Genomic DNA, 20,281 nt, shown 5'->3' with positions numbered 1-20,281 from the left:
AGCTGCTACCCCGGTCTCAAATGGTCCTCGCAACGGCAGCCTGCGCGGATCGCAGCATGGCGTCCAGGGCCTCGGCGGGCGTTGGCCACCCGAGCGTCTTGCGCGGCCTGCCGTTGAGGGCTGCGGCGATCGCAACAAGGTTGAGGCGTCCCGTCCAGTCCCTCGCCAAGGTTGGCGGCAGCAGAAGAACTTAGATCCTACGCCGTCAAGTTGGGTCGGACTGGGTCAGCGAAAGATTTTGCCAAAGCTACAGCCGCCGAGATCAGCGCGCGATCCTCGCCGGGCCAACCGACGAGTTGCAAGCCGAGTGGAAGGCCCAAAGGAGACAAGTACACGGGCAGCGTGATCGCGGGAAAGCCGAGCGTTGTCCATGGCGTGCAGAACCGGGCGTCGCCGGTGGATTCAAGACCTCGCGGAGCCTCGCCGGATGCCGGAATAGTCAGCACCGCGTCGAGACCATTGAGGTATCCCGCCACGGTCGAGCGGAGCTCACGTTGGGCGTCGACAGCCTCCCAGTACTCGGTCTCGGACGTAGCCTCACCTAGCACGATCAACTCCGTCAGCACGGCGCTAACCTTCCTGGGGAAACGCTTCGTCAATTCCCCGAGGCCGCGTGCCGCCTCGTACGCCACCAGCGTGTCCGCCACGCGCTGGAGCTTGCGCCACGGTTCGGGCATCTCGACGGCCTGAACCTGGGCTCCCGCGTCGACGAGCCGTTGCCGGACAGACTGAAGAGTGACCTTCTGTTCCGCGTCGGCCGGTTCGCCGGACGGTGCGAGGATTCCGACCTTCAGGTTTCCGACAAAGCAGGGCGCCATCGGCGTTCCACCGAGGTGCTGAGCGAGGAGCGGGAATGCCACGGCGACGTCCTCGACGGTCCGCGCGAAGATCCCGACATGGTCGAGCGACGGGCTCAAGGGCTGCACGCCATCGCGTGGCAGGACGCCGAAAGTCGGTTTGAACCCGACGACGCCGCAGAACGCGGCCGGACGGATGACCGAGCCGAACGTCTGGGTTCCGAGAGCGAGCGTCACCACCCCGGCGGCGACCGCGGCGGCGGAGCCGCTCGACGAGCCCCCAGGCGTATGGTCAAGGTTCCACGGGTTGCGTGTGGGGCCCGCACGGCGCCAGGCGAACTCCGTGGTCACCGTCTTGCCGAGCACGGTGGCGCCGAGCCCGCGCAGCCGGGCGACGATCTCGGCGTCCCGCCCGGGACGACGGCCCTCGTAGATCGGGGATCCGCAGGCAGTCGGCATGTCTGCGGTGTCAATCAAGTCCTTGACCCCAACCGCCACTCCCGCGAGCGGACCGGCCAGAAGGGCGTCGGGGACCCTGTCCGGTAGATGAGCGAAGGCGTGAAGCCTGGGCTCCAGCGTCCGCGCGCGTTCCCACAGAGGGGTGACCAGCGATTGCGGGTGCCGGCCTGAGGCGATGCCCAAACGGATCTCCGCAATTGACGCGGCGACAACTGAAGCGTGAGCATGGTCCGACATGGGCTCACACGCTGAGATGTTGGAGCACGCGGGCGCGCGCGTCGGGCGCGGCCGGCCCCTCGTCGTCTATCTCGCCAAGCTTCAGCACGGCCCAACGGTCCGCGACCTTGAGCGCGAAATCGAGGTTTTGCTCCACAATCAGGATGCTCACACCGCTGGTCGCCCGCTGGTTCAGGAGGACGGATGCGATCTTGTCGATCACCGAAGGCTGCAGTCCTTCCGAAATCTCGTCGATGAGGAGGAGCCGCGGCCTCAGCATCAATGCGCGGGCGAGGATCAGCATCTTCTGCTCGCCGCCCGACAGCGTACCCGCGGGCTGTTTTAGGCGGTCCTTGAGAAAAGGAAAGTAGTCGAACACGCGCTCAAGTGCCTGCGAAAGCTTGGCGTCGCTAGCGACCGCGAGCCGGAGGTTGTCGCGAATCGAGAGGTCCTGGAACAACGGCTGCTCCTGCGGGGCATAGCCGAGGCCGAGGGCCGTCAGCTTCGACGGCGACAAGCCGGACACCGACGTTCCGTCGACCGCTATAGATCCGCCGCGAAGCGCCACCATGCCGAGGATGGTCTTTAAGGTGGTCGTCTTGCCCATGCCGTTCTTTCCGAGCAACGCGACGATCTCCCCCGGGCGGACGTTGACTGACACGCCCTGCACCACGGAGATCGCGCCGTAGCCGCTGACCACATCCTTGAGGACGAGGTCGGCGCCGCCTTGCGGACCGAGCCTTCTTGCGGCCTCAGTCATGCCCGCCTCCCGAATAGATGGTCTTGACCGTTTCGGAGTTGACGACCTCGTCGACCGTGCCGTCGAGCACGAGTCTTCCCTGATGGAGGACGACGATCCGCGAGGAGATCTGCCGCACGAAATCGAGGTCATGCTCGACCAGCACAGCCGCGATGCCGAGCTCACCGGTCAACGTCCTCAGAACCGTACCGATGGTGGTGCGCTCGGCCTTGGTGAGGCCTGCCGTCGGCTCGTCGAGCAGGATCATCCTTGGCTCCAGCGCAACTACCATCGAGAGTTCGAGCGCCTGTTTCTGGCCGTGAGAGAGCAGGTGCACCGGCGAAGCCAGCATGCGGTCCAGCCCCGTCATTCGCATCACGTCGATCGCTGCTTGTGGCAGGCTCAATGCCTGGGCTCGCCCAACCGGACTCAGGCCGTCGTGCGAAGCGCGCGCGAGCAGAAGGCAATCCGCGACGGTCAGGCTCTCGAACACGCTCGCGACCTGGAACTTGCGGCCGATGCCGAGCGCGACGATCCGGTTGGGCGTGAGGCCGGCCGTCGAGGAGCCGTCGATGGCAATCTCGCCTTTGATCGGCTCCGTCCCGTCGCTGAGGCAGCGCATCAGCGTGGTCTTCCCGGCACCATTGGGACCGACCAAACTGACGAGTTCGCCGGGGCGGACTTCAAGGTCGATGTTTTCGAGGACCGTCAGGCTGCCATAGGACTTGGCGAGGCCGGAGACCTTGAGCAGCGGATCGGCGTAGTCGCGGCTCGCCGGCAGCGAGGCGCGGGCCCTGAGTGTCGGTGCGAAGCCCTCCGCGCGTCTTGATGGCAGCCATCCGACGACGCGGCTGGCGAGTTCCGCGAGCCCACCGGGCAGCAGGATGATGACCGCCACGAAGGTGGCGCCGAGCAGCAGCTGCCAGAGGAACGGCAGGTTGCCCGAGAGGTTTGCAGCCAAGTAATCGATTGCGACCGTGCCGACCACCGGACCCAGCAGCGTGCCGCGGCCGCCGAGAGCGACCCAGATCACGAGTTCCGTCCCGAACAGGAAGCCGGCGTTCTCCGGCGCGACCACGCCGGATGCGTTGGCAAACATGAAGCCCGCAAGCCCCGCGACGCCGGCCAGCACGGTCGTCATCAGGATCTGAAGCCGCTTCGGGTTGAGGCCGAGATAGGCGCAGCGCGCATCGTTGTCGCGAACCGCGACGAGCGCGCGGCCGGCGTCGGAGCGCACGAACACCCAGGCGGCCAGCGTCACCGCGACCAGAACCATCGCCGCGAGGCGGAAGAACCCCGCCGGCTCGAACGGAAGCACGTCGAAGCCGACGAGGCCACTGCTCGAACCCGTGAGTTCCCCGCCCGAATAGATCAGCTGCGTCACGACGATGGGGAACACGAGCGAGATCACGGACGCGTAGAGCGCGGTCGAGCGGTGATAGAACGAGAGCCATCCGACTGCGAGCCCGAGCAGGGTCGAGGCCGCGACCGCGACGCCGAGTGCCGCCGCGATCCATTCCGGCGCCCCGCCGAAGCGTCCGAGCATCATGGCGGCCGCATAGGCGCCGACGCCGAAGAACGCGGCCTGGCCGAAAGTCAGGATGCCCATGAAACCCCACAGGAGGTCGACCGTGACGGCGAGGACCGCGTAGATCATCGAGCGGGTTAGGACGTTGACCGCGAAGGGGTCGAGGAACAGTGGGGCGACCCAGAGCGCGGCCACGGCGACCGTCGCGGCGACCAGCGGCGCGAGGCGCGACAATCGCATCGACCCGCTTAATACGGATGCGGCTATGGCCGGTGCGGAGGTTTCCTTAGGCACGGGAGAATCCTTTCGGGTTGATCCGCAGCACCAGTGCTGCGAGGACCGCGATGGCGATGCTTCCGAGGATCGGGCTGACGAAGGTGCTGATGAGCACCTGGGCCGCCCCGAACGCGAGGCAGGCGAGGGCGAGAGCAGGCAGCGAACCGTTCGCCACCATGACCAGCATGAAGGCGCCGATCAGCCAGCCCACGCCCATGTTCGGGTCGACGCTGGAGAGCGGCGTCAGCAGCACACCCGAGAGCGCCGCGAGCCCCGCGCCGATCATGAAGGTGAGCAGCCTGACGCGGGCGGTATCGATGCCGAGCCCCCGCGCGAGCGTCTCGTTCATGATAACCGCGCGGGCCGACAGGCCGAGGCGCGTGCCCTCGATGGTCGCCGCGAACGCCACGCCGACGACGATGGCGGCGGCGAGCGCCACGAGGCGGTAGGCCGAATAGTCGACGCCCAGCAGGTTCACCGTTCCGGACACGAGGTTCGGGGTCAGCTGGACATCGCGACCGAAGCCGAGCGTGATCAGTTGCCCGATGACGATGCCGAGTCCCCAGGTCGCGAGGATCGCGTCGAGCGGCCGCCTATAGAGCGGGCGGATGATGAACAGTTCCGACAGCGCGCCCAGGGCGCCCCCTACGACGAAGGCGAGCGGCAGCGCGACCCAGGGGTTTAGCCCAAGATGCGTCGTCACCACGGCGCAATAGGCCCCAACCGTGATCCACGCCCCGTGGGCGAAGTTGATGATTTTCAGCACGCCGAAGATGGCGAGGAGACCGATTGCGACCACGAACAGGACCGCCGCCGTAGTCAAAACGTCCAGGATCAGCAGCATGACGCTCTCCCGATCTTTGATGGGGAGCCGGCCCACCCTCGGCGGGCCGGCGCGAACTCAGTTGAGCTTCGGGCACTGCTCCCCGGGATCGACGTCCTTGAACGTGCTCACGACCTTGACCGAGCCGTCACCCTGGACCTCGCCGAGGTACATCGTCAGCGGCGCATGATGCTGCTTGCTCATGCCGATCAGGCTTCGCGGACCGGTAAAGCTGACGGTCGGAAGTGCCTCCAGCACCTTGGAGGCGTCGGTGCCACCGGCCTTCTCGACGGCAGCCTTGTAGAGGTAGATGGCCTCGTATTGAGGAACCGAGAGGTCGTTCGGAGTCCTGAGGTCGCCGCCGAACTTGGACTTCATCGCGGCAAGGAACTTCTTGTTCTCGGGACTGTCGATCCCGGTGACGTAAGAGGCCGACAAGTACATGCCCTCGGCGCCGGCGCCCATGCTCTTGGCGGTCCCCTCATCGACCGCGAGGTTGGCGAAAGGCAGCGAGACGCCCGCACCGCGCAGCTGCTTGATGAGCGTGACGTTGGGTGCGCCGCCAGCCGTTGAGGTGATCAGTGCATCGGCCTTCGACTCCTTCAGCTTGGAGATGGTTGACGTCCAGTCGCTGCCGTCCATCGGCAGGTATTCCTCGCCCACAACCCTGCCGCCGGTCTTCTCGATGTAAGCCCTCGTGAAGGCGAGCATGCCGCGCCCGAAGGCGTAGTCGCTGCCGATCAGGAAGAAACTCTTGGCGCCTTTATCCCTGGTAAAGGCATCGACCACCGGGGGCACCTGCTGCTCCGGCACCCACGCGTTGACGAACATGTTTTTGTTGCAGGACCGGCCCTCATAGAAGGACGTGTAGATGAACGGCTTGCGCCCCTTGGTGACGGCCGGCAGGCCGGCATTCCGAGCCGCGCTGGTTTCCATCGAGATGATGACGTCGACCTTCTTGGAATAAATCAGGGCGTCGAAGGCCTTCTGTGCGCCCGCGGCACCGGAGGCGTCGTCGGCGATCTCAAGCCTGAGCTTCCGGCCGAGCACGCCGCCCGCCGCGTTGATCTCCTCGACGGCGAGTTCGGAAGACTGGACGACGGACGGCGCGACGACGCTGTTCGCGCCCGACAGGCCGACCGGCACGCCGATGACGATGGGGGCATCGTCGGCACGGGCGAGGGCGGTGCTCAATGCGAGGGCGGCTGCGATGCCGACGACGTGGCGGATTGGCATGGTGTGGTTCCTTCCGGTTCGTTGCAGGGGAGCGGGGATCAACCGTAGACGTCGGTGCGGCGGTCGCTCAGCACGGAGTTGAAGTCGCTCAGGTCCTTGCGTCCCGCCTCGTCGAGGTCGACGGTTGCGGTCAGGATCTCGGGCCGGTCGCGGCTCGCGGGTCCGGAGAGCGTCCAGCCCTTCGTGCCGATGATCAGGCTCTGGCCCTCGAAGGGCTGCCCGCGCTCGACGCCGACGCGGTCCGCGCAGGCGATGAAGACACCGTTGGAATGCGCGGCCGCCCGGTGGAGCGTGTTGGCCATCGCGGCCTCGCCCTCGGGTTGGCCCGGCATCGGCACCCAGTTCGTCGGCACGCAGACGATCTCCGCGCCGGCGAGCGCGAGCTGTCGGAAGGTCTCGGGGAACCAGCCATCGTAGCAGATCGCGACGCCGATCTTGCCGAGCCCGGTGTCGAAGACCGGGAAGCCGACATCCCCCTTCACGAAGAACAGGTTCTCCCGATTCCACAGGTGCGCCTTGCGGTAGACGCCGATGAAGCCATCCGGGCCGGTGACCAGCGCCGCATTGAACAGCCTGCCGCCCGAGCGCTCCGCGATGCCGGCGACGATGTGGACGCCGAGCTCGACGGCGAGCGCGCTCCAGGCCGTCGCGGTCCTCCCTCCCGGGACGGCTTCGGCCAGCGCCGAAGCCTCGTCCGAGGACTCGAAGACGTAACCGGTGTTGGCGAGTTCCGGCAGCACGATCAGCTTGGCGCCTGCCTGCGCGGCAGCGCGGATCAGCTCCGACGAGCGCGCGACATTGCCCTCGACGTCGCCGAACTTCGGCTCGAATTGGATGCAGGCGACCTGTATTGGTGGGCGAGCGGGATCATTCGCTTGGATCATGATAGCTCCAAAACGCAAAAAAGCCCCTGGACACGGAAGTTATCCGCAACCCAGAGGCTTCATAGCCAAGATGTAAGAGCAGCAATCCTGCTGCAGGGCAATCTTGCCCAGTCCGCTCATCCTATCAGCATTCCGCCGTCACGCAAGCAAACAAAAATCGCAGCGGCTGCCTCGGTTATGGGCGTGGGGCCAAGGAGATGTGCAGCCCTAGTCCACCCATAGCTTCGTGGGCTGCGACGACACTTTCGGCGACCCTTGTCATTGTCATGCAAGCTGAGGTCGCACGTTCGCGAAGTAATCGGTAAGCCGCGTCCTCGTTCATAGCGTTCATTTCCGTGAGGAATCGCACCGCTTTCTCTACGGTCCGACGGCCTTTCATGGTTTCCTCAAGTTTCTCGATCTTGTTGGTCAGGCGCGTCTCGTAACCCCGGCGGTATCGCGCCAACGCGAACTGGGAAAGGACGCCGCGAGCCCTCAAGGGCTTGTTGAGCACGCCATGAGCGTCAAATTCAACGAGCGCCTTCAGCGACGTCGGACTCTCGTACGTGACAATCGCGATCACCGCCGGGCGCATCTCCTCGATGGCGGGCAGGAGGTGGGTCACGTCGAGATCGTCGAGCTGGATAAACAGCGTGTCGACTTCGGGCGGGAGTGCCGCCGGCGGCGGCCAAGTGACCTGCACCTCGCAGCCAAGCCGGCGCAGTTGATCGACAAGGATTGTGCCTTCTTCGTCTTGCGGATGGACGACGACAGCGCGGGCGCGGCGCAGGTCGTCCAGGATCTTGCGTGCCTGGCCGCTCAATGGCCGACGCCCTCCTCAAGCCAGTCCTGCTCGAACCGGGACGAAGCGAGATAGGGGTCGGGTCTCACCGGCCGCCGCGCCCGCCAGACGACCTCGAACTGGCCGTCCCCGCGCGCCACGCCGATGCCCGGAGTCACCCAGACATGCCGGGTCTCGGCGTCGAAGCTCAGCTCGCCCTCGGGAGCGGCGAGGACCTGCCGCATTGCGGCCCCACCCAGGCGCTCCGCATCGAGCGTGCCCGCCTGGGCGAGGGCGCGGGCGAACAGGTGGACCTGGGCGTAGGCGGTCTCCGACCACATACTCGTCACCCGGTCCGGTCCAAAGCGCTTCCTGAACGCCGCCACGAACCGTCCGTTGTCGTCCCCGGGCAGCGTCTGGAAGTAATGACCGGCGAGGATGTGGCCGGAACAGAATTCCGGGCCGATCGCCTGGATTTGGCCCTCCGACATCGTCAGGCTCGCGATGGGACAACGGTCGCGCGGTATGCCGGCTGCGGCATAGCTCCTGTAAAGCCGGTCCGCGCCCCGGCCGACCACGGTGGAAAACACGGCGTCGGGCGCCGTCCGCACGATTTCCTCGACTAGGCGGTCATGGGGTTCCTCGCCGGCGTCGAGCGGCGCGTAGAGCTCGCCGACGACCGTGCCCCCCTTGGACTCGATCAGGTCGCGCATGACGCGATTGGACTCACGCGGATAGATGTAATCCGACCCGACGATGAAGATCCGCGGGCCGTACTCGGCGATCAGGAAATTCGCTAGGGCGAAGACGCTCTGGTTGAGGGTGGCCGCCGTATAGACTACGTTCTCTGAATACTCGAAGCCTTCGTAAATCGACGGATACCAGAGCAGGCCGTTGTGTCGCTCTAGGGTGGACAGGACCGTTTTTCGGCTCGCCGACAGCGAGCAGCCGAATACGACCTCGACGTCGTCCTCCGCTAGCAGCTTCCGGGCGAACATCCGATACGCGTTGTTATCTCCGGCGGGATCGTAGCAGACCGGTTCGATCTGCCGGCCGAGCACGCCACCATCTCGATTGATCTCCTCGATCGCGAGGGCTGTCCCGAGGAAGTGTTCCGTCTCCGTGACGCCGCTGACACCGCTGCGCGAGAAGAGGACCCCGACGCGCCACGTCTCTTGCGACGCCTTCATCAACGTCGTCCCTGACATTCGTGCGTGAGGGCTTGGGAAGGCCGGTGTGACCAAGCCTCAGGCCAGTCGCCTTGACCGCATGTTCCGCGCGAGCGCTTCAATTCCCTAACCCCATGCGGTCTTGGCCGTCTGTTCGGCGCCTCCGGACACGACAGCTCACAAAGCTAATGCAAGGGGGTGGCCATGGGTAGCCGGCAGGCCACTTCCTGAACTCTGACCGGCTCGGGCGGCGATGGGTTTGGCACCGGCTTCTCTTGGAATCCCGACAGAGGACGAAGGCCCGCGGACCCATGATCACGATCCCGCCCGCTCGCCCCGGCGCACTGACTCCTCAACAGCGTCATCCTCGTGGCCGGCGCACCCAACACCCCGAGGATGGAAGCGTCTGCTGACCCACGATACTACCTTCAAAGCCGACATACCGCTTTCGGCCAGGATCAGTCCTGGACATCCGTTTCTGGCCTGTCACTGCCTCGAGCGGTTTCGTCGTGCCAGTGGTACGTCTCGTCCTCGTAGCTAATCACGGTGTCGTGGTCTGGCGCGCGCTGCTCGGCTGCAGCGCGCTCGGCTGCAGCGTGTGCATCTGCCCGGGTTGGGAACGTTTCCGAGAACACGTCGCCGACCTTGTAGGCCCAGCCTCCGTCGTGCTCGACGATCCGGTACGTGATGCGTGCCACGGCATACTCTCGCTTCTGCAGGAGGCAGAGCGGCACTCTGCTCTCTCATTCCAGCGAGACGCAACCCTGCGTCTCCATCCGGCCTGTGCCTCTCCCAGGTCGCTTCTCAGTGCGCAGCAACAGGCTGTGCCGTGGTTTCGTCGGAGATGCCGACCTTCGCCCAGACATAGAACGCAAGCAGCGCCACCGGCAGCCCGATCAGCGACGTCCCGACGAAGAACCAAGCGAAGCCGACCCGCTCGATAGCGAAGCCCGAAAAGCCCGCCAGCACGCTGCCCGGGAAGGCGCAGAGCGACGTCATGAGCCCGAATTGGCTCGCCGCATGCTCGGGCGAGGCGAGCGTCGACATGTACGTGATCAGCACAACCGACGCGAAGGCATAGGCGAAGCCGTCGATGCTGACGGCGGCCGCGAAGGTCCAGAACGCCGTTCCGCCGTCGCCGCCATGCGCCGCGAGGTAAGCGAGGCTGAGATGCGAGGCCGAGCCAGCCACAGTCCCGATGAGTAGGCTCGGCAGCATGCCGATTCGTGGGATCAGAGCGCCAGCCAGGAAGGTGCCGCCGAGCGCAATCCAGAAGCCGAAGAGTTTTGTGACGGTCGCGATGTCGGTGTTGGAGAAGCCCTGGTGCTTGAACAATGGAACTGCCATCGCGCTTGCGATGTAGCCCGGCATCCGGAAGCCGGCAACGAGCAGCAGGATGACTGGCGCGGTCGGACCCAGCCGGGTCAGAAGTTCCCGGATCGGTGCCCAGACCGTCTCGATAAAGCCTGTTCGGGCGAGGTGCGGGTGCTTGTCTGACGGCGGCTCGGGCGCGAGCACGGCCGCGATCATCCCCGGCAGCATCAGGGCGCCCATGCAGAGATACGCGCCGCGCCAGCCGATCCTGTCGGCGAGGAACAGAGCGCCGGCGCCAGCCGCGAGGTTACCGACCCGCCAGCCAATCTCTGTCCAGGACGACAGCACAGCCTGCTTCTCGGGAGGTCGAACGCTGGTGATGCGCCAACCATCGATGACGAGGTCGAGCGTGGCTCCAGCAAACCCCAGGGCCACTGACAGGACGATCGTCCAGGTGAGCTGATGCGCCGGATCACCGAACGCGATGCCGGCGAGCGTTGCCATGACGCCGAGCTGCGCGACAACGATCCAGCTTCTCCGTCGACCGAGGAAACGCCCGAGCAGAGGCGGATCGTAGCGGTCCAGGAACGGCGCCCACAGGAACTTGAACTTATAGGCAAGGGTCAGCTCGCTCAGGAGCCCGATCGTCGCGATCGAGATCCCGACATCCGACAGCCAAGCCGACTGTGTCGCGTAGACGAGAAGGAACGGAATACCGGACGTGAAGCCGAGGCCGAGGGCCGGCGCGATCCGCCGATCTGTGAACAGGGCCGACCAGAAAGGCGTCGGCTCCGGGCGTCCCACGGTCGCTGATCTCATGCGCGGTTCTCTCCGGTGCTGCCCGCGCTGAACGGACCGAGGCCGACGTCATCTCATGAACTGAGATGAGCGTCTGGCCGTTCCCGGCACGCCTTTTCGCCGAATCTGTCATTCCGGATGAGCAGACGCACCGCAGATGGGCCGCCGAATTCCCATCAGAGCTGCAAAGCGCTACCCGGAAATCTCCGCCTCTTCACGCGGCGGCAGCGCTCTTTTCGTTTGCCGTCTGCACTTCCACCTGGCGCCGCGTCAGCTCCGTCAGCTCCGCGTTCCACCTCCATCCACGCGTCATCTCCAGGTTCTCTGATCCTCGCATTGAGCCCGGTCCAAGCCAGCCGGTCAGGTTGGTTGTTCAGACCCCCAATTCGAGCGATCGGGGTATTGGAGCTCGCCTTCGTCCCAAGCTGGGGAACCGGTCCGCTCCTGCGATCAGTAGAGATCGCATGAGTTGGATCGTCGCTTGAGCTGAAGCAGATTCCAAATGCTGTTCCTCGATATTTTCCAGGCAGGGGAATAGCTTCTCAAAGGCATGATCGGCCGTGATGCGAGCCATCGACCACTCGGCGAACACGCGCTCCTCCGCATGGACCAGCTCCAGCAGCTCCACCCGCCGGTGACGCAGGTCGCAGCAGATGCGTTCGAACGTCGCCTCGATCGCCGGAAGCGGCCCCTCCAGAGCCTGGATGAACACGCCGCGGGTGTGCAGCAACGCACCCGTGAGATCGTTGACTGCGTTCCGCGCCTCGGACAGGCGGATGATCTCGATCAACTGTTGCTCGATGCTTGCCGCTGTGCCGACCAGATCCATGTCGCTGCGGTAGAGAAGCCGATGTATGGTCATGGATGGTTTTCTTCACGCTGTTTGCGCGATCCGGTTCTCCGGAGAGAACAGCATCGCAATCTTATCCGCCGGGACCGGTCGGCTGATCAGGTATCCTTGCAGCTGGTCGCAGCCTTCACCGGCGATGAAGCTCGACTGCGCGTCGGTCTCGACGCCCTCGGCCGTCGTCTTCATGCCGAGGCTCGCGCCCAGCATCGTGATCGCACGCACGATCGCGGCGCTGTCCTTGTCGTCCGGAGTTTGCCGAACGAAGGACTGATCGATCTTGATCTTGTCGAAGGGAAAGCGGCGCAGGTAGCTCAGCGAGGAGTAGCCGGTGCCGAAGTCGTCCATCGAGATGCGGATGCCGAGCGTCCGTAGCTCCCGGAGAATCGCCAGCGTGCGCTGCTCGTCCTGCAGCAATGACCCTTCGGTGATCTCGACCTCGAGGCGGAAGCCGGGCAGCCCCGTCTCCGCCAGGATGTTGCGGATCGTCACAGCGAGCCTGGCGTCGCGGAACTGGACCGGCGACAAGTTGACGGCCACGGTCAGATGCTTTGGCCAGGAAAGAGCCTCCGCGCACGCCGTCCGCAACACCCATTCGCCCAAGACGCCGATCAGCCCGGTCTCCTCCGCGAGGGGGATGAAGTCGGCCGGCGAGACGAGGCCGCGCTGCGGATGATGCCAGCGGATCAGAGCCTCCGCGCCGTCGTAGGCTCCCGTTCGGGCATCGACTTGCGGCTGGTAGTACAGCTCGAACTCCTGCCGAGCGATGGCTCGTCGGAGATCGAGCTCGAGCGTGCGGCGCGCTTGGATGCGCGCGTTCATGCCGGCCTCGAACAGACGGTATCTGCCGCGTCCTTCCTCCTTGGCGCCGTACAGCGCGAGGTCGGCGTTGCCCATCAGCAGATCCGGTGTCTCTCCGTCGCCGGGCGCGAGTGCGATACCGATGCTCGCACCGACGTTCAGGATGTGCCCGTCGATCAGAAAGGGCCGTGCGAGGATGTCGATGATACGTTCGGCGACCGCCTGAATCGCCGGGAGATCGGTTCCCCCAGCCTTCAGGATGGCGAACTCGTCGCCCCCGAGCCGGGCGACGAGATCCCCGTCGCGCAGGGCCCGCAGCAGCCGATTGGCTACGCGGCGGAGAAGCTCGTCGCCCATGGCGTGCCCAAGGGTGTCGTTGACGATCTTGAAGCGGTCGAGATCGAGCATCAGGAGAGCGAACGTCGCGTCCTCGCCGCGTCGCGAAGCGAAGCGCAGGGCCAGCGCCTCGTTGAACTGATGCCGGTTGGCCAGCCCTGTCAGGGTGTCGTGGTGGGCGAGCCGGTGCATCTCGGCCTCGGCCCGCAGCCGCTCGCGTTGGTCACGGACTGCCACCACCGTGTGCGGCTTGGCCTTGATCGTGATCGTCTGCGCGATCACGCGCACCGGAACCTCGGCCTCGTGGCCGTCGCGGAGGAGGGCATCGATCTCGTGCGTGAGCGGGATCCTGGCGACCGAGAGGTCCGGCAGGATACGCTGGAGCGGCGCCCCGATCAGGCTGTCGCGCGACAGCCCGAGAACGCGCTCAAGGCTGCAGTTGATGCCCGAGATCGTGTCGCCGTCGCAGATCATGAGGCCCTCGACCGCGATATTGGCCAGGTCGTGCAGGCGCTGGTTCTCGGCCTCGTGCCGCTGCCTGTTCATGTGCCAGAGACGCAGCGCCGTTAGCGAGAAGCCGACGATCAGGAGCGCGGCGTTTGCGGTCAGGATGGTGAGGATGGTGGCGTCGATGCTGCCGCCCGGAATCTCGATGCTCGGATCGAACACGATCGTGACGGCACTCATTCCGAGGAAGTGCGTTCCGCAGACGGCGAGAAGCAGGACGAGCGGCGCGACGTTGCGAACGCGCCGGTGTCGGCTGAAGCCCAGCACCATCGACAGGCTGCCGAGAGCAACGCCGACACTTATCGACACGGCCACGGTCGAACTCTCCCACTGCAACGTGCCCTGGACGTGATAGGCGCCCATGCCGGTGTAGTGCATGGCCGAGACGGCCAAGCCGACGATCCCGCCACCGACGATGCGGCCTGGGAGGCTCGGGCGTGCGACGACGACGCCCGTGCCGAGGCCGACCAGCAGGATCGCGACCAGGAGCGACGCGGCGGTCCGACCCGCGGCGAAGCCGAACGGCATGCTCGGCTCGAAGGCCAGCATCGCGATGAAATGGGTAGCCCAAATGGCCGAGCTCGTGGCGATGACGCCCGTCACTCCCCAGATCAGGCGCTCCTTCCCGGCTCCGCTCCGGAACACCTGCCGGCCCATCGCGAAGGTCGAGCAGGTGCCCAATGCACAGATCAGGGCAGCGACTGCGATAAGCCGCAGATCGTGTTGGGTCGCGACGCAGTTATAGAGCTGGGTCATGATCTATACAGGTTCGTGAGATAGGGAAAGATCGGAACGGAAGATTGAGATTTGATGGAGTTCGTAGGGACGATGGACTGTTTCATTCATGTGTGCGGTTCATCTCGATCCGAGTGAGGCACGATGAGTTGGCTTGAGCACGCCCTCCTTCAATCGCTGAACGCAGAAGCGAGGGCTGTCCTCGCGATGCCTCCAGGCACGTATCGCTGGCCGAAGGCGAGGGCTTGTTTGAGCCCGATCAGATGCTGAACCAGATCAGGCCGCCCGGCTTTGCGCGAGGAGATCACTCATCGCCTGCCTCAACATTGTGGCCTGATCCACGAGTGAGCGCGCCACTCCTAGCATCTCACCGGCCCCACCTCCGGCTGTCTGAGCCGCGCTGCTGACCCCGTCGATATTACCTGCGACTTGCTGTGTGCCGGTGGCTGCACGCGCCACGTTGCCCGCAATTTCCTGCGTGGCGGCACGCTGCTGATCAACGGCCGCCGCCATGGTGCCGGCCACGCGGTCCATCTCCTCGATCATCACGGCAATCCGCCCGATGGCGCTCACGGCGTCATGGGTGGCGCTCTGCATCGCGCCCACCTGTGCGGTAATTTCGTCTGTGGCTTTCGCCGTCTGACCCGCGAGGCTCTTCACCTCGGCAGCCACAACTGCGAAGCCCCGTCCCGCCTCACCTGCGCGCGCGGCCTCGATGGTGGCATTGAGCGCCAGGAGATTGGTCTGGCTCGCAATGCTACTGATGAGTGCGACCACGTCACCGATCCGGCTCGCTGAACCCGAGAGGCCTTGGACCGTGACATCGGTCTGCTGCGCGGCTCGATTCGCAGTCTGGGCGATCTCAGCAGCACGGGAGACCTGCTGGGAGACGTCGCTGAGCGAGGCAGACAGTTCCTCCGCGGCTGCCGCCACCCCATCGACGTTGTGCGACGCTTCCTGCGAGGCATCGGCTGCGGTGAGCGCCAGCTTCGAGGTCTCGGCTGTGACCGTCACCATCATCTCGGCTCGGCTGCTGACCGTGCCGGCGCCGCTCGTGACCGCCTCGACGATGGCCTGCACCGTGCCTTGGAAGCCCTCCAGCTGCGACAGCGTCCGTTGCCGGCTCGTTTCCTGAACCCGAGCATAGGTTTCCAGCAGCAGTTCGAGATCGAACCATGCCACCTTCTCGATGACAGACGCGAGGGCCTGCCCGCTGGCGATCTGCGCGAGCTTGAGATGCGTGTTGACGCCAGAGGACAAGGGTCGGTTAAGCCCAAGCTCCTTCAAGATCGCACGACAGACTGTGAAGTGGCAGACTGCAACCGCATAAGCCGGGACGCCGTGCCTGCTGAAGGCGGTCGCCAACCGCTCAGCAGAGGCTTGAAACCCCTCTTTGAGATCACCAGCGGCAGCGCGCACCCAGTGCGCCACGCGCGCCTCGTGCACGTCAGGCAGCATCAGGGCACGCTGGATCTCAGGCCAGCTGGCGAACTCAGCATGCAACTCGGTCAGCAAGTGCGGCAGGCGTGTTCGCGCAAAGGCAGCATGCTGCTGGAGAAGGATAAGATCGCCACTGGAGATGTGGAACGCGGCAAACCGCTTCTGCTGATCCGTCTCACTCATGATCATCCACCCTGCATACCGACAACACGAGCGGTAAGATCACGCGCTTCGTCCATGACCGGATGGCGCAGCCATCCAGAATGTTAGCGCCACAGACTTGCATCTCGTTCACGTTATATTTCAATAAATCTCCTAATTATAAATTAACAACATTGCCAGGGTAGGCCTGCATAAATAAGCACTGCCGTTCTGCCTGTTTTTTGGCGTTTTTTCGAAAATTAAACTCAGAGCTTATGAGTTCAAATTTGCCCACAAATCCCGATTGATTGTAAATGACTTAAAGAATTTCTTCTCAATGATCGAAAGAAGCCCCGGTGTGTCCGCAAGTTGTATGAAAGAAAACAATGTGTCCAGAGACGCAACAGCGTCGATGATGGCACGTCTGGCGAAAGCGTCGGACGTGTCGGAAGGCGCACCGGTCGAGGGCCTTGCAGGTTCGTGGGAGGGCAAGGGGAGAAGTCAACACATTCTGATCTCTTCGGGATTTATCGCGACCGCAGCAGGGAATGACGTCAGTGCGAAAGCTGTGAGCCGTCGTCGTTCTGCTCGCACCAGAGAGCCAGATCGGCGAGACGAGGTCACTCGGAAGCTCCGAGAGCCTTTGGGCATTGAGGTCAAAACCGGAAATGCAAACGGTTCATCACTTCTGCAAATACTGGTAATAGCGTTGATTGATCAAGCGCTTCACATATCGCCTTCTATTCCAAGAAATGCCTCAAATTCCGGCCTGCCCTCAACATCTTGAATGAGCATTCGATTTAGTGAATGATCAGAGGCGTGGACGTCTAACTCTTAGAGATTTTGCGTTGTCATTGAGAATAAGTGTTCATACTTCTGTCGCGCGTTGAGATCAACCTGACCGCGCAGCACGAATTCTTGGATGACGTGCGCACGGTCACCTCGTTCCAGACCTATGCGCCGGCGCTGCTGATCCGCACCCCGACTGGCCGGTTCAGCGATGACGTGTACGGCCGCGTGGCGGGTGGCCTCAACCTGGATCTCGGCAACGGCTTGAGCGGAGTGATCACCGGCTCGACCAGCTTCGCGCGGTCAGGCGGCGATGACCCTACCGTGAGCGCCGGCCTGCGCTATCGGTTCTGAGCCTTCGCCTTCGCCCCGTGAGAAGCACCTGGGCCCGGCTTTAACAGCCGGGTCCTTCTGCTTTTCGGCTTGGCGAGGGCCCATCAGCCGCCCCGCGCTCCGAACTCACGCGCGCGATCGGCCTCGGCCGTGGCGGAGTTGCGGCCCGACGATCGTGTCGGCTCCTTCCACGACCTTAAGGTAGCCCAAGCTACTTAAGATTTAGTACAATTCACGGAGCGGCAGTTTCTTACGGTCCAGGATTTAAGAAGACACAACACCACCCGTTTCCTTTTGCGGCGCAGCATTGGCTCGCAAACGCAAAACCACAGCTAATATTGTATGCAATTCACTTTCATGTTGATCTCTGATGGCTTACGTGAGACAGCACGCTCGTCTATCGAAGGCCTGTTGGGAGAGCCCAGGCTGGCGCAAGTCGGCTATGGCGTCTGTAGAGCAACCGCCCCTGGAAGCTCTGAGGCACAATCTCAACCGGTTGGACGGTCTGGATTGCGGCGCAGCTTTGCGTCCACCGACGAGCTGAACACGACCGAGTCATCGGACGGATGCAGTTCCTCGGTACTCGCGACAGATGGGGGCAGCCGAGGTGCTTGCCGCGGGCATTTTTGCCCGCCCGTCGCGGGAGGTTCAATGTCAAGGCTCTCATCGAAGATCAATTTCGACGCGTTTGACGCGAACTGGAATGCTGAGCCAACTCCCGCCGAGTTATTTCAGTCAATCGACGTGGCGATTTACACGACTGACGCGGATGGCTGGCTGACCTACTACAACGACGCAGCCGCCGCATTGTGGGGTTTCCGACCCGTTCTCAGTAAGGCGCGCTGGAGCGGTGCGTGGCGCATGTACCGTCCGGACGGCTCACTCCTGTCGCATCCCGACTGCCCACTGGCGACGGCGTTGAAGACCCATCGCATTGTCCGCGCCACTGAGGTGCTTCTAGAGACACCGGACGGAGACGATGTGCGGGTCATGACCCGTCCGACCCTCCTCCGCGACGCAGCGGGTACCGTGACGGGGGCCTTCGACGTCCTACAGAGGTGCGCCCGACCTTTAGGTCGAAATCTCCGGATGGATTACCGCGCAGGTCCGTCGCTGGCGATCCGATCGTTGTCAGCGGCAGGGCCGTGATGGGGCGGCAAGAGCTCAGGAGGGGCCTTCGGCAAGCAGCGATCAATCTCTCGCATGATCCAGCGCTTCAGTCGAAGTTTACGAGACCGAGTCATCGCCGCCGCCTCCGAAACCGAAATCGTCTGCCCGGTAGGTTAACCGATAGTTAACGTCTGCGACTGTGTCGGCAAAATGGCGGCCATCGTCCCAAGTGCTGATCAGGCGCACGCCTTCGAGAGCCGGTCCATACGCCATCAGCATCAGCGTGGGAGTTCATGCATGTACTCGGATCTTGACCGAGCCAGACAGGGCTTCAATCGAACCAGCGAAATCCTCGCCGAACTCGAGCGCGTCAGCCCTGACGGGCCGGAAGACGCGGTCCGACATAATGCGTTGCTGCATATCGCCCGACTTCGGGCCTACATCGCATTGGGCCGCGTCGCGGAGTTGGAGCGCAGCACCCACGCGCACAGGGCCTGCGAAGGGCCGCCGACCAATCGCTTGTTCTGACCATCGTGAGAATTCGAGCCGGCCAAGGAGGCGCTGAAGATGCAGCGACCTTCGACCGACGGAAATCTGAAAGTGATGGCATGGCATGAGCGGAGGCTCTCGGCGCTCGGCCCCGTCCGGCGCGGGACCTACTCGTCGCCGGGCTGGCTTACCATGAGCACCGTGGCTTCCAGACGCCCACGATCGAGCGCGCCGGTCGGGCTCCTGCGTGCTGTGGTTCCGCTCGTGAGTGCAGGAGGCGTTTGAGCCATCCTCACCGTCTGCAAAGCGTGATCGAGCTGAGCCCGCGTCGAGACGTCAGCGAGAAAGGTCAGTCCGGCGATGAAGACGGCCGAGACGAACCCGCTTGTGAGGATGGTCGAAGGGGTGAGCACGGGCGCGATCCTGATGACGCGCAAGCGTACCTGGCCTTGTGCGTCCCGGATGCAGCGGCGCCGACACATGCGGCGAGGGATCGCCCTGCCGGCCGTTGCCATCCCCACGAACCTGACGCCAGTGCTGCTGTGATGGCCGCATGAGCAACGTCATCCGCCCGCAATTCGGCCAAAGGCAACGACGAGCCTTCCGGCGACGATGAGAAGGGTGTGGAGGCGCTCGGTATCAACGGCGTGGAGGCCGGCTACCGGGTCGGGTTGGTACAGGACGACAGTGGCCCGGAGGGCTCGGTGTTCCGGGTGTTCGTCGGAAGACTCGACAGCGATGATGTCGAGGCTGCGGCTGTCCTGACCCTTTACGCCAGAGGGTGGGGATGATGCCGACGCGATCGGTCTCGCCATCCTGCGCACCCTGGAGATCCGTCGGGCGTGGTCCGGATGATACCGGCGCGACGTGAGAGGCACGGCGCGCCGGACTTAGCCTCACTCGGCCAGGGCCGGTTCTGCCGCCTTGCGCCTGGCGGCCCGCTTCCTGGGTGTCTCCGCAGCCACAGGCGCGTCCGCAGCCTTCTTCCGGCCGCCGCGGCCCTTCGGCGCTGCGACAGCCTCCGAGACCTTCTCAGGTGCGGCGCCGGCCTTTGTCGCCGGCTTGCGGCGCTGCTGACCGAGTCCAAGGCTCCTGGCGAGCGAGGAGCGCTGCTCAGAATAGGAGGCCGCGACCATCGGGTAGTCGGATGGCAGACCATGCTTGGCGCGGTAAGCCTCCGGCGACAATCCGCGGATCGTCAGATGCCTGCGCAGGGTCTTGTAGGGCTTGCCGTCTTCGAAGCTGATCAGCGCATCATGGCTGATCGACTTGCGGATCTGCGCCGGTGTGGCCTTGATCTCCGGCTCGCTCGTCGCGGGCGCCTGGCCGAGGCCAGTCACGGCGGCGTGGACGCTCGCAATGAGAGCCGGCAAGTCGCCAGCGGCAACGTGATTGTTCGAGAGGTAAGCCGACACGATGTCAGCTGCGAGCTCGATGTGGTTGGTCTGAGGGGTTGTTTCGGTGTGAGGACCTACTTCGGCTTCGGACATTTCGAGACCTGACTGTTTCGGAGGTCTCGATTACTACGCGGTTTCCGTGCGCTGGCAATTCGCAATCGCTATAACGCAAAGACTTTTTAGGAAGAAGTTCGATTTGGCACGGCGCTTTATGTGAGCCTATCACGCCTGATCACGCCACCGCAGCTAATCGCGCAAATGCGGATGGTCGGATGCTTCCGCCGATGCTGAAGCAGTACGGTCGAGCTTGCAGAGCCCAACTCCACGTGGAGGCGGCGCACGGGCCAAGATCGTTAC

The 20,281-nt window shown here is 64.2% G+C and carries 17 protein-coding genes and 1 pseudogene; 3 read left to right on the top strand and 15 right to left on the bottom strand.

Annotated elements, in window-relative coordinates; translation table 11 throughout:
• Window positions 1-16: 16 nt before the first annotated feature.
• From F6X51_RS28565 to F6X51_RS11905, 14 genes and pseudogenes are all read right to left on the bottom strand, one after another.
• Window positions 17-142, bottom strand: a pseudogene (locus tag F6X51_RS28565) (IS30 family transposase); the annotation flags it as partial.
• A 55-nt stretch (window positions 143-197) separates the two neighbouring features.
• On the bottom strand, window positions 198-1,439 hold the full coding sequence (locus tag F6X51_RS11965) for an amidase (RefSeq protein ID WP_246696763.1): 1,242 nt from the start codon (window positions 1,437-1,439) through the stop codon (window positions 198-200).
• Between the two features lie 58 nt (window positions 1,440-1,497).
• Window positions 1,498-2,232: an ABC transporter ATP-binding protein gene (locus tag F6X51_RS11960; protein WP_150963869.1), complete on the bottom strand. Its 735-nt coding sequence runs from the start codon at window positions 2,230-2,232 to the stop codon at window positions 1,498-1,500.
• On the bottom strand, window positions 2,225-3,979 hold the full coding sequence (locus F6X51_RS11955; protein ID WP_150963868.1) for a branched-chain amino acid ABC transporter ATP-binding protein/permease: 1,755 nt from the start codon (window positions 3,977-3,979) through the stop codon (window positions 2,225-2,227). The genes F6X51_RS11960 and F6X51_RS11955 overlap by 8 nt, the downstream gene beginning before the upstream one ends.
• Before the next feature lie 46 nt (window positions 3,980-4,025).
• Window positions 4,026-4,859 carry a branched-chain amino acid ABC transporter permease gene (locus tag F6X51_RS11950; protein ID WP_150963866.1) on the bottom strand — a complete coding sequence of 278 codons (834 nt, stop codon included), beginning with the start codon at window positions 4,857-4,859 and terminating at the stop codon, window positions 4,026-4,028.
• Window positions 4,860-4,916: 57 nt separating this feature from the next.
• Window positions 4,917-6,074 (bottom strand): substrate-binding protein, encoded by a 1,158-nt coding sequence (locus tag F6X51_RS11945; protein WP_150963864.1) that lies wholly within the window; start codon window positions 6,072-6,074, stop codon window positions 4,917-4,919.
• Window positions 6,075-6,112: 38 nt separating this feature from the next.
• On the bottom strand, window positions 6,113-6,958 hold the full coding sequence (locus tag F6X51_RS11940; RefSeq protein WP_150963862.1) for a nitrilase family protein: 846 nt from the start codon (window positions 6,956-6,958) through the stop codon (window positions 6,113-6,115).
• A gap of 175 nt (window positions 6,959-7,133) precedes the next feature.
• Complete coding sequence (locus F6X51_RS11935) at window positions 7,134-7,760, bottom strand: ANTAR domain-containing response regulator (RefSeq protein ID WP_150963860.1); 627 nt, start codon at window positions 7,758-7,760, stop codon at window positions 7,134-7,136.
• A complete protein-coding gene (locus F6X51_RS11930; protein ID WP_150963858.1) occupies window positions 7,757-8,908 on the bottom strand; it encodes a transporter substrate-binding domain-containing protein in 1,152 nt (383 codons plus the stop codon). The genes F6X51_RS11935 and F6X51_RS11930 overlap by 4 nt, the downstream gene beginning before the upstream one ends.
• Window positions 8,909-9,345: 437 nt before the next feature.
• Window positions 9,346-9,585 (bottom strand): DUF2188 domain-containing protein, encoded by a 240-nt coding sequence (locus tag F6X51_RS11925; RefSeq protein ID WP_150963856.1) that lies wholly within the window; start codon window positions 9,583-9,585, stop codon window positions 9,346-9,348.
• A gap of 106 nt (window positions 9,586-9,691) precedes the next feature.
• Window positions 9,692-11,020, bottom strand: a complete 1,329-nt coding sequence (locus F6X51_RS11920; RefSeq protein WP_150963854.1) for an AmpG family muropeptide MFS transporter — start codon at window positions 11,018-11,020, stop codon at window positions 9,692-9,694.
• Window positions 11,021-11,372: 352 nt separating this feature from the next.
• Window positions 11,373-11,861 (bottom strand): BLUF domain-containing protein, encoded by a 489-nt coding sequence (locus F6X51_RS11915; protein WP_150963852.1) that lies wholly within the window; start codon window positions 11,859-11,861, stop codon window positions 11,373-11,375.
• 12 nt (window positions 11,862-11,873) lie between these two features.
• Window positions 11,874-14,093 (bottom strand): bifunctional diguanylate cyclase/phosphodiesterase, encoded by a 2,220-nt coding sequence (locus F6X51_RS11910; RefSeq protein ID WP_246696762.1) that lies wholly within the window; start codon window positions 14,091-14,093, stop codon window positions 11,874-11,876.
• Window positions 14,094-14,501: 408 nt separating this feature from the next.
• The gene (locus F6X51_RS11905; RefSeq protein ID WP_191970087.1) at window positions 14,502-15,848 is read right to left on the bottom strand and encodes a globin-coupled sensor protein; all 1,347 of its coding nucleotides are present in this window, start codon (window positions 15,846-15,848) and stop codon (window positions 14,502-14,504) included.
• A gap of 822 nt (window positions 15,849-16,670) precedes the next feature.
• Here F6X51_RS11905 and F6X51_RS11900 point away from each other — a divergent pair.
• From F6X51_RS11900 to F6X51_RS27860, 3 genes are all read left to right on the top strand, one after another.
• A complete protein-coding gene (locus tag F6X51_RS11900; protein WP_150963846.1) occupies window positions 16,671-16,949 on the top strand; it encodes a hypothetical protein in 279 nt (92 codons plus the stop codon).
• A gap of 1,386 nt (window positions 16,950-18,335) precedes the next feature.
• Complete coding sequence (locus F6X51_RS11895) at window positions 18,336-18,566, top strand: hypothetical protein (protein WP_150963844.1); 231 nt, start codon at window positions 18,336-18,338, stop codon at window positions 18,564-18,566.
• 584 nt (window positions 18,567-19,150) lie between these two features.
• Window positions 19,151-19,318 carry a hypothetical protein gene (locus F6X51_RS27860; RefSeq protein WP_191970086.1) on the top strand — a complete coding sequence of 56 codons (168 nt, stop codon included), beginning with the start codon at window positions 19,151-19,153 and terminating at the stop codon, window positions 19,316-19,318.
• Window positions 19,319-19,423: 105 nt separating this feature from the next.
• On the opposite strand, the gene F6X51_RS11890 is transcribed toward F6X51_RS27860, so the two are convergent.
• Window positions 19,424-20,017, bottom strand: a complete 594-nt coding sequence (locus F6X51_RS11890; RefSeq protein WP_150963842.1) for a MucR family transcriptional regulator — start codon at window positions 20,015-20,017, stop codon at window positions 19,424-19,426.
• Between the last annotated feature and the right edge of the window lie 264 nt (window positions 20,018-20,281).

The organism is Methylobacterium planeticum (genome assembly GCF_008806345.1).
In the GTDB taxonomy this organism is placed as follows: Bacteria; Pseudomonadota; Alphaproteobacteria; order Rhizobiales; family Beijerinckiaceae; genus Methylobacterium; species Methylobacterium planeticum.
This window is presented reverse-complemented; position numbering and strand designations above follow the sequence as displayed.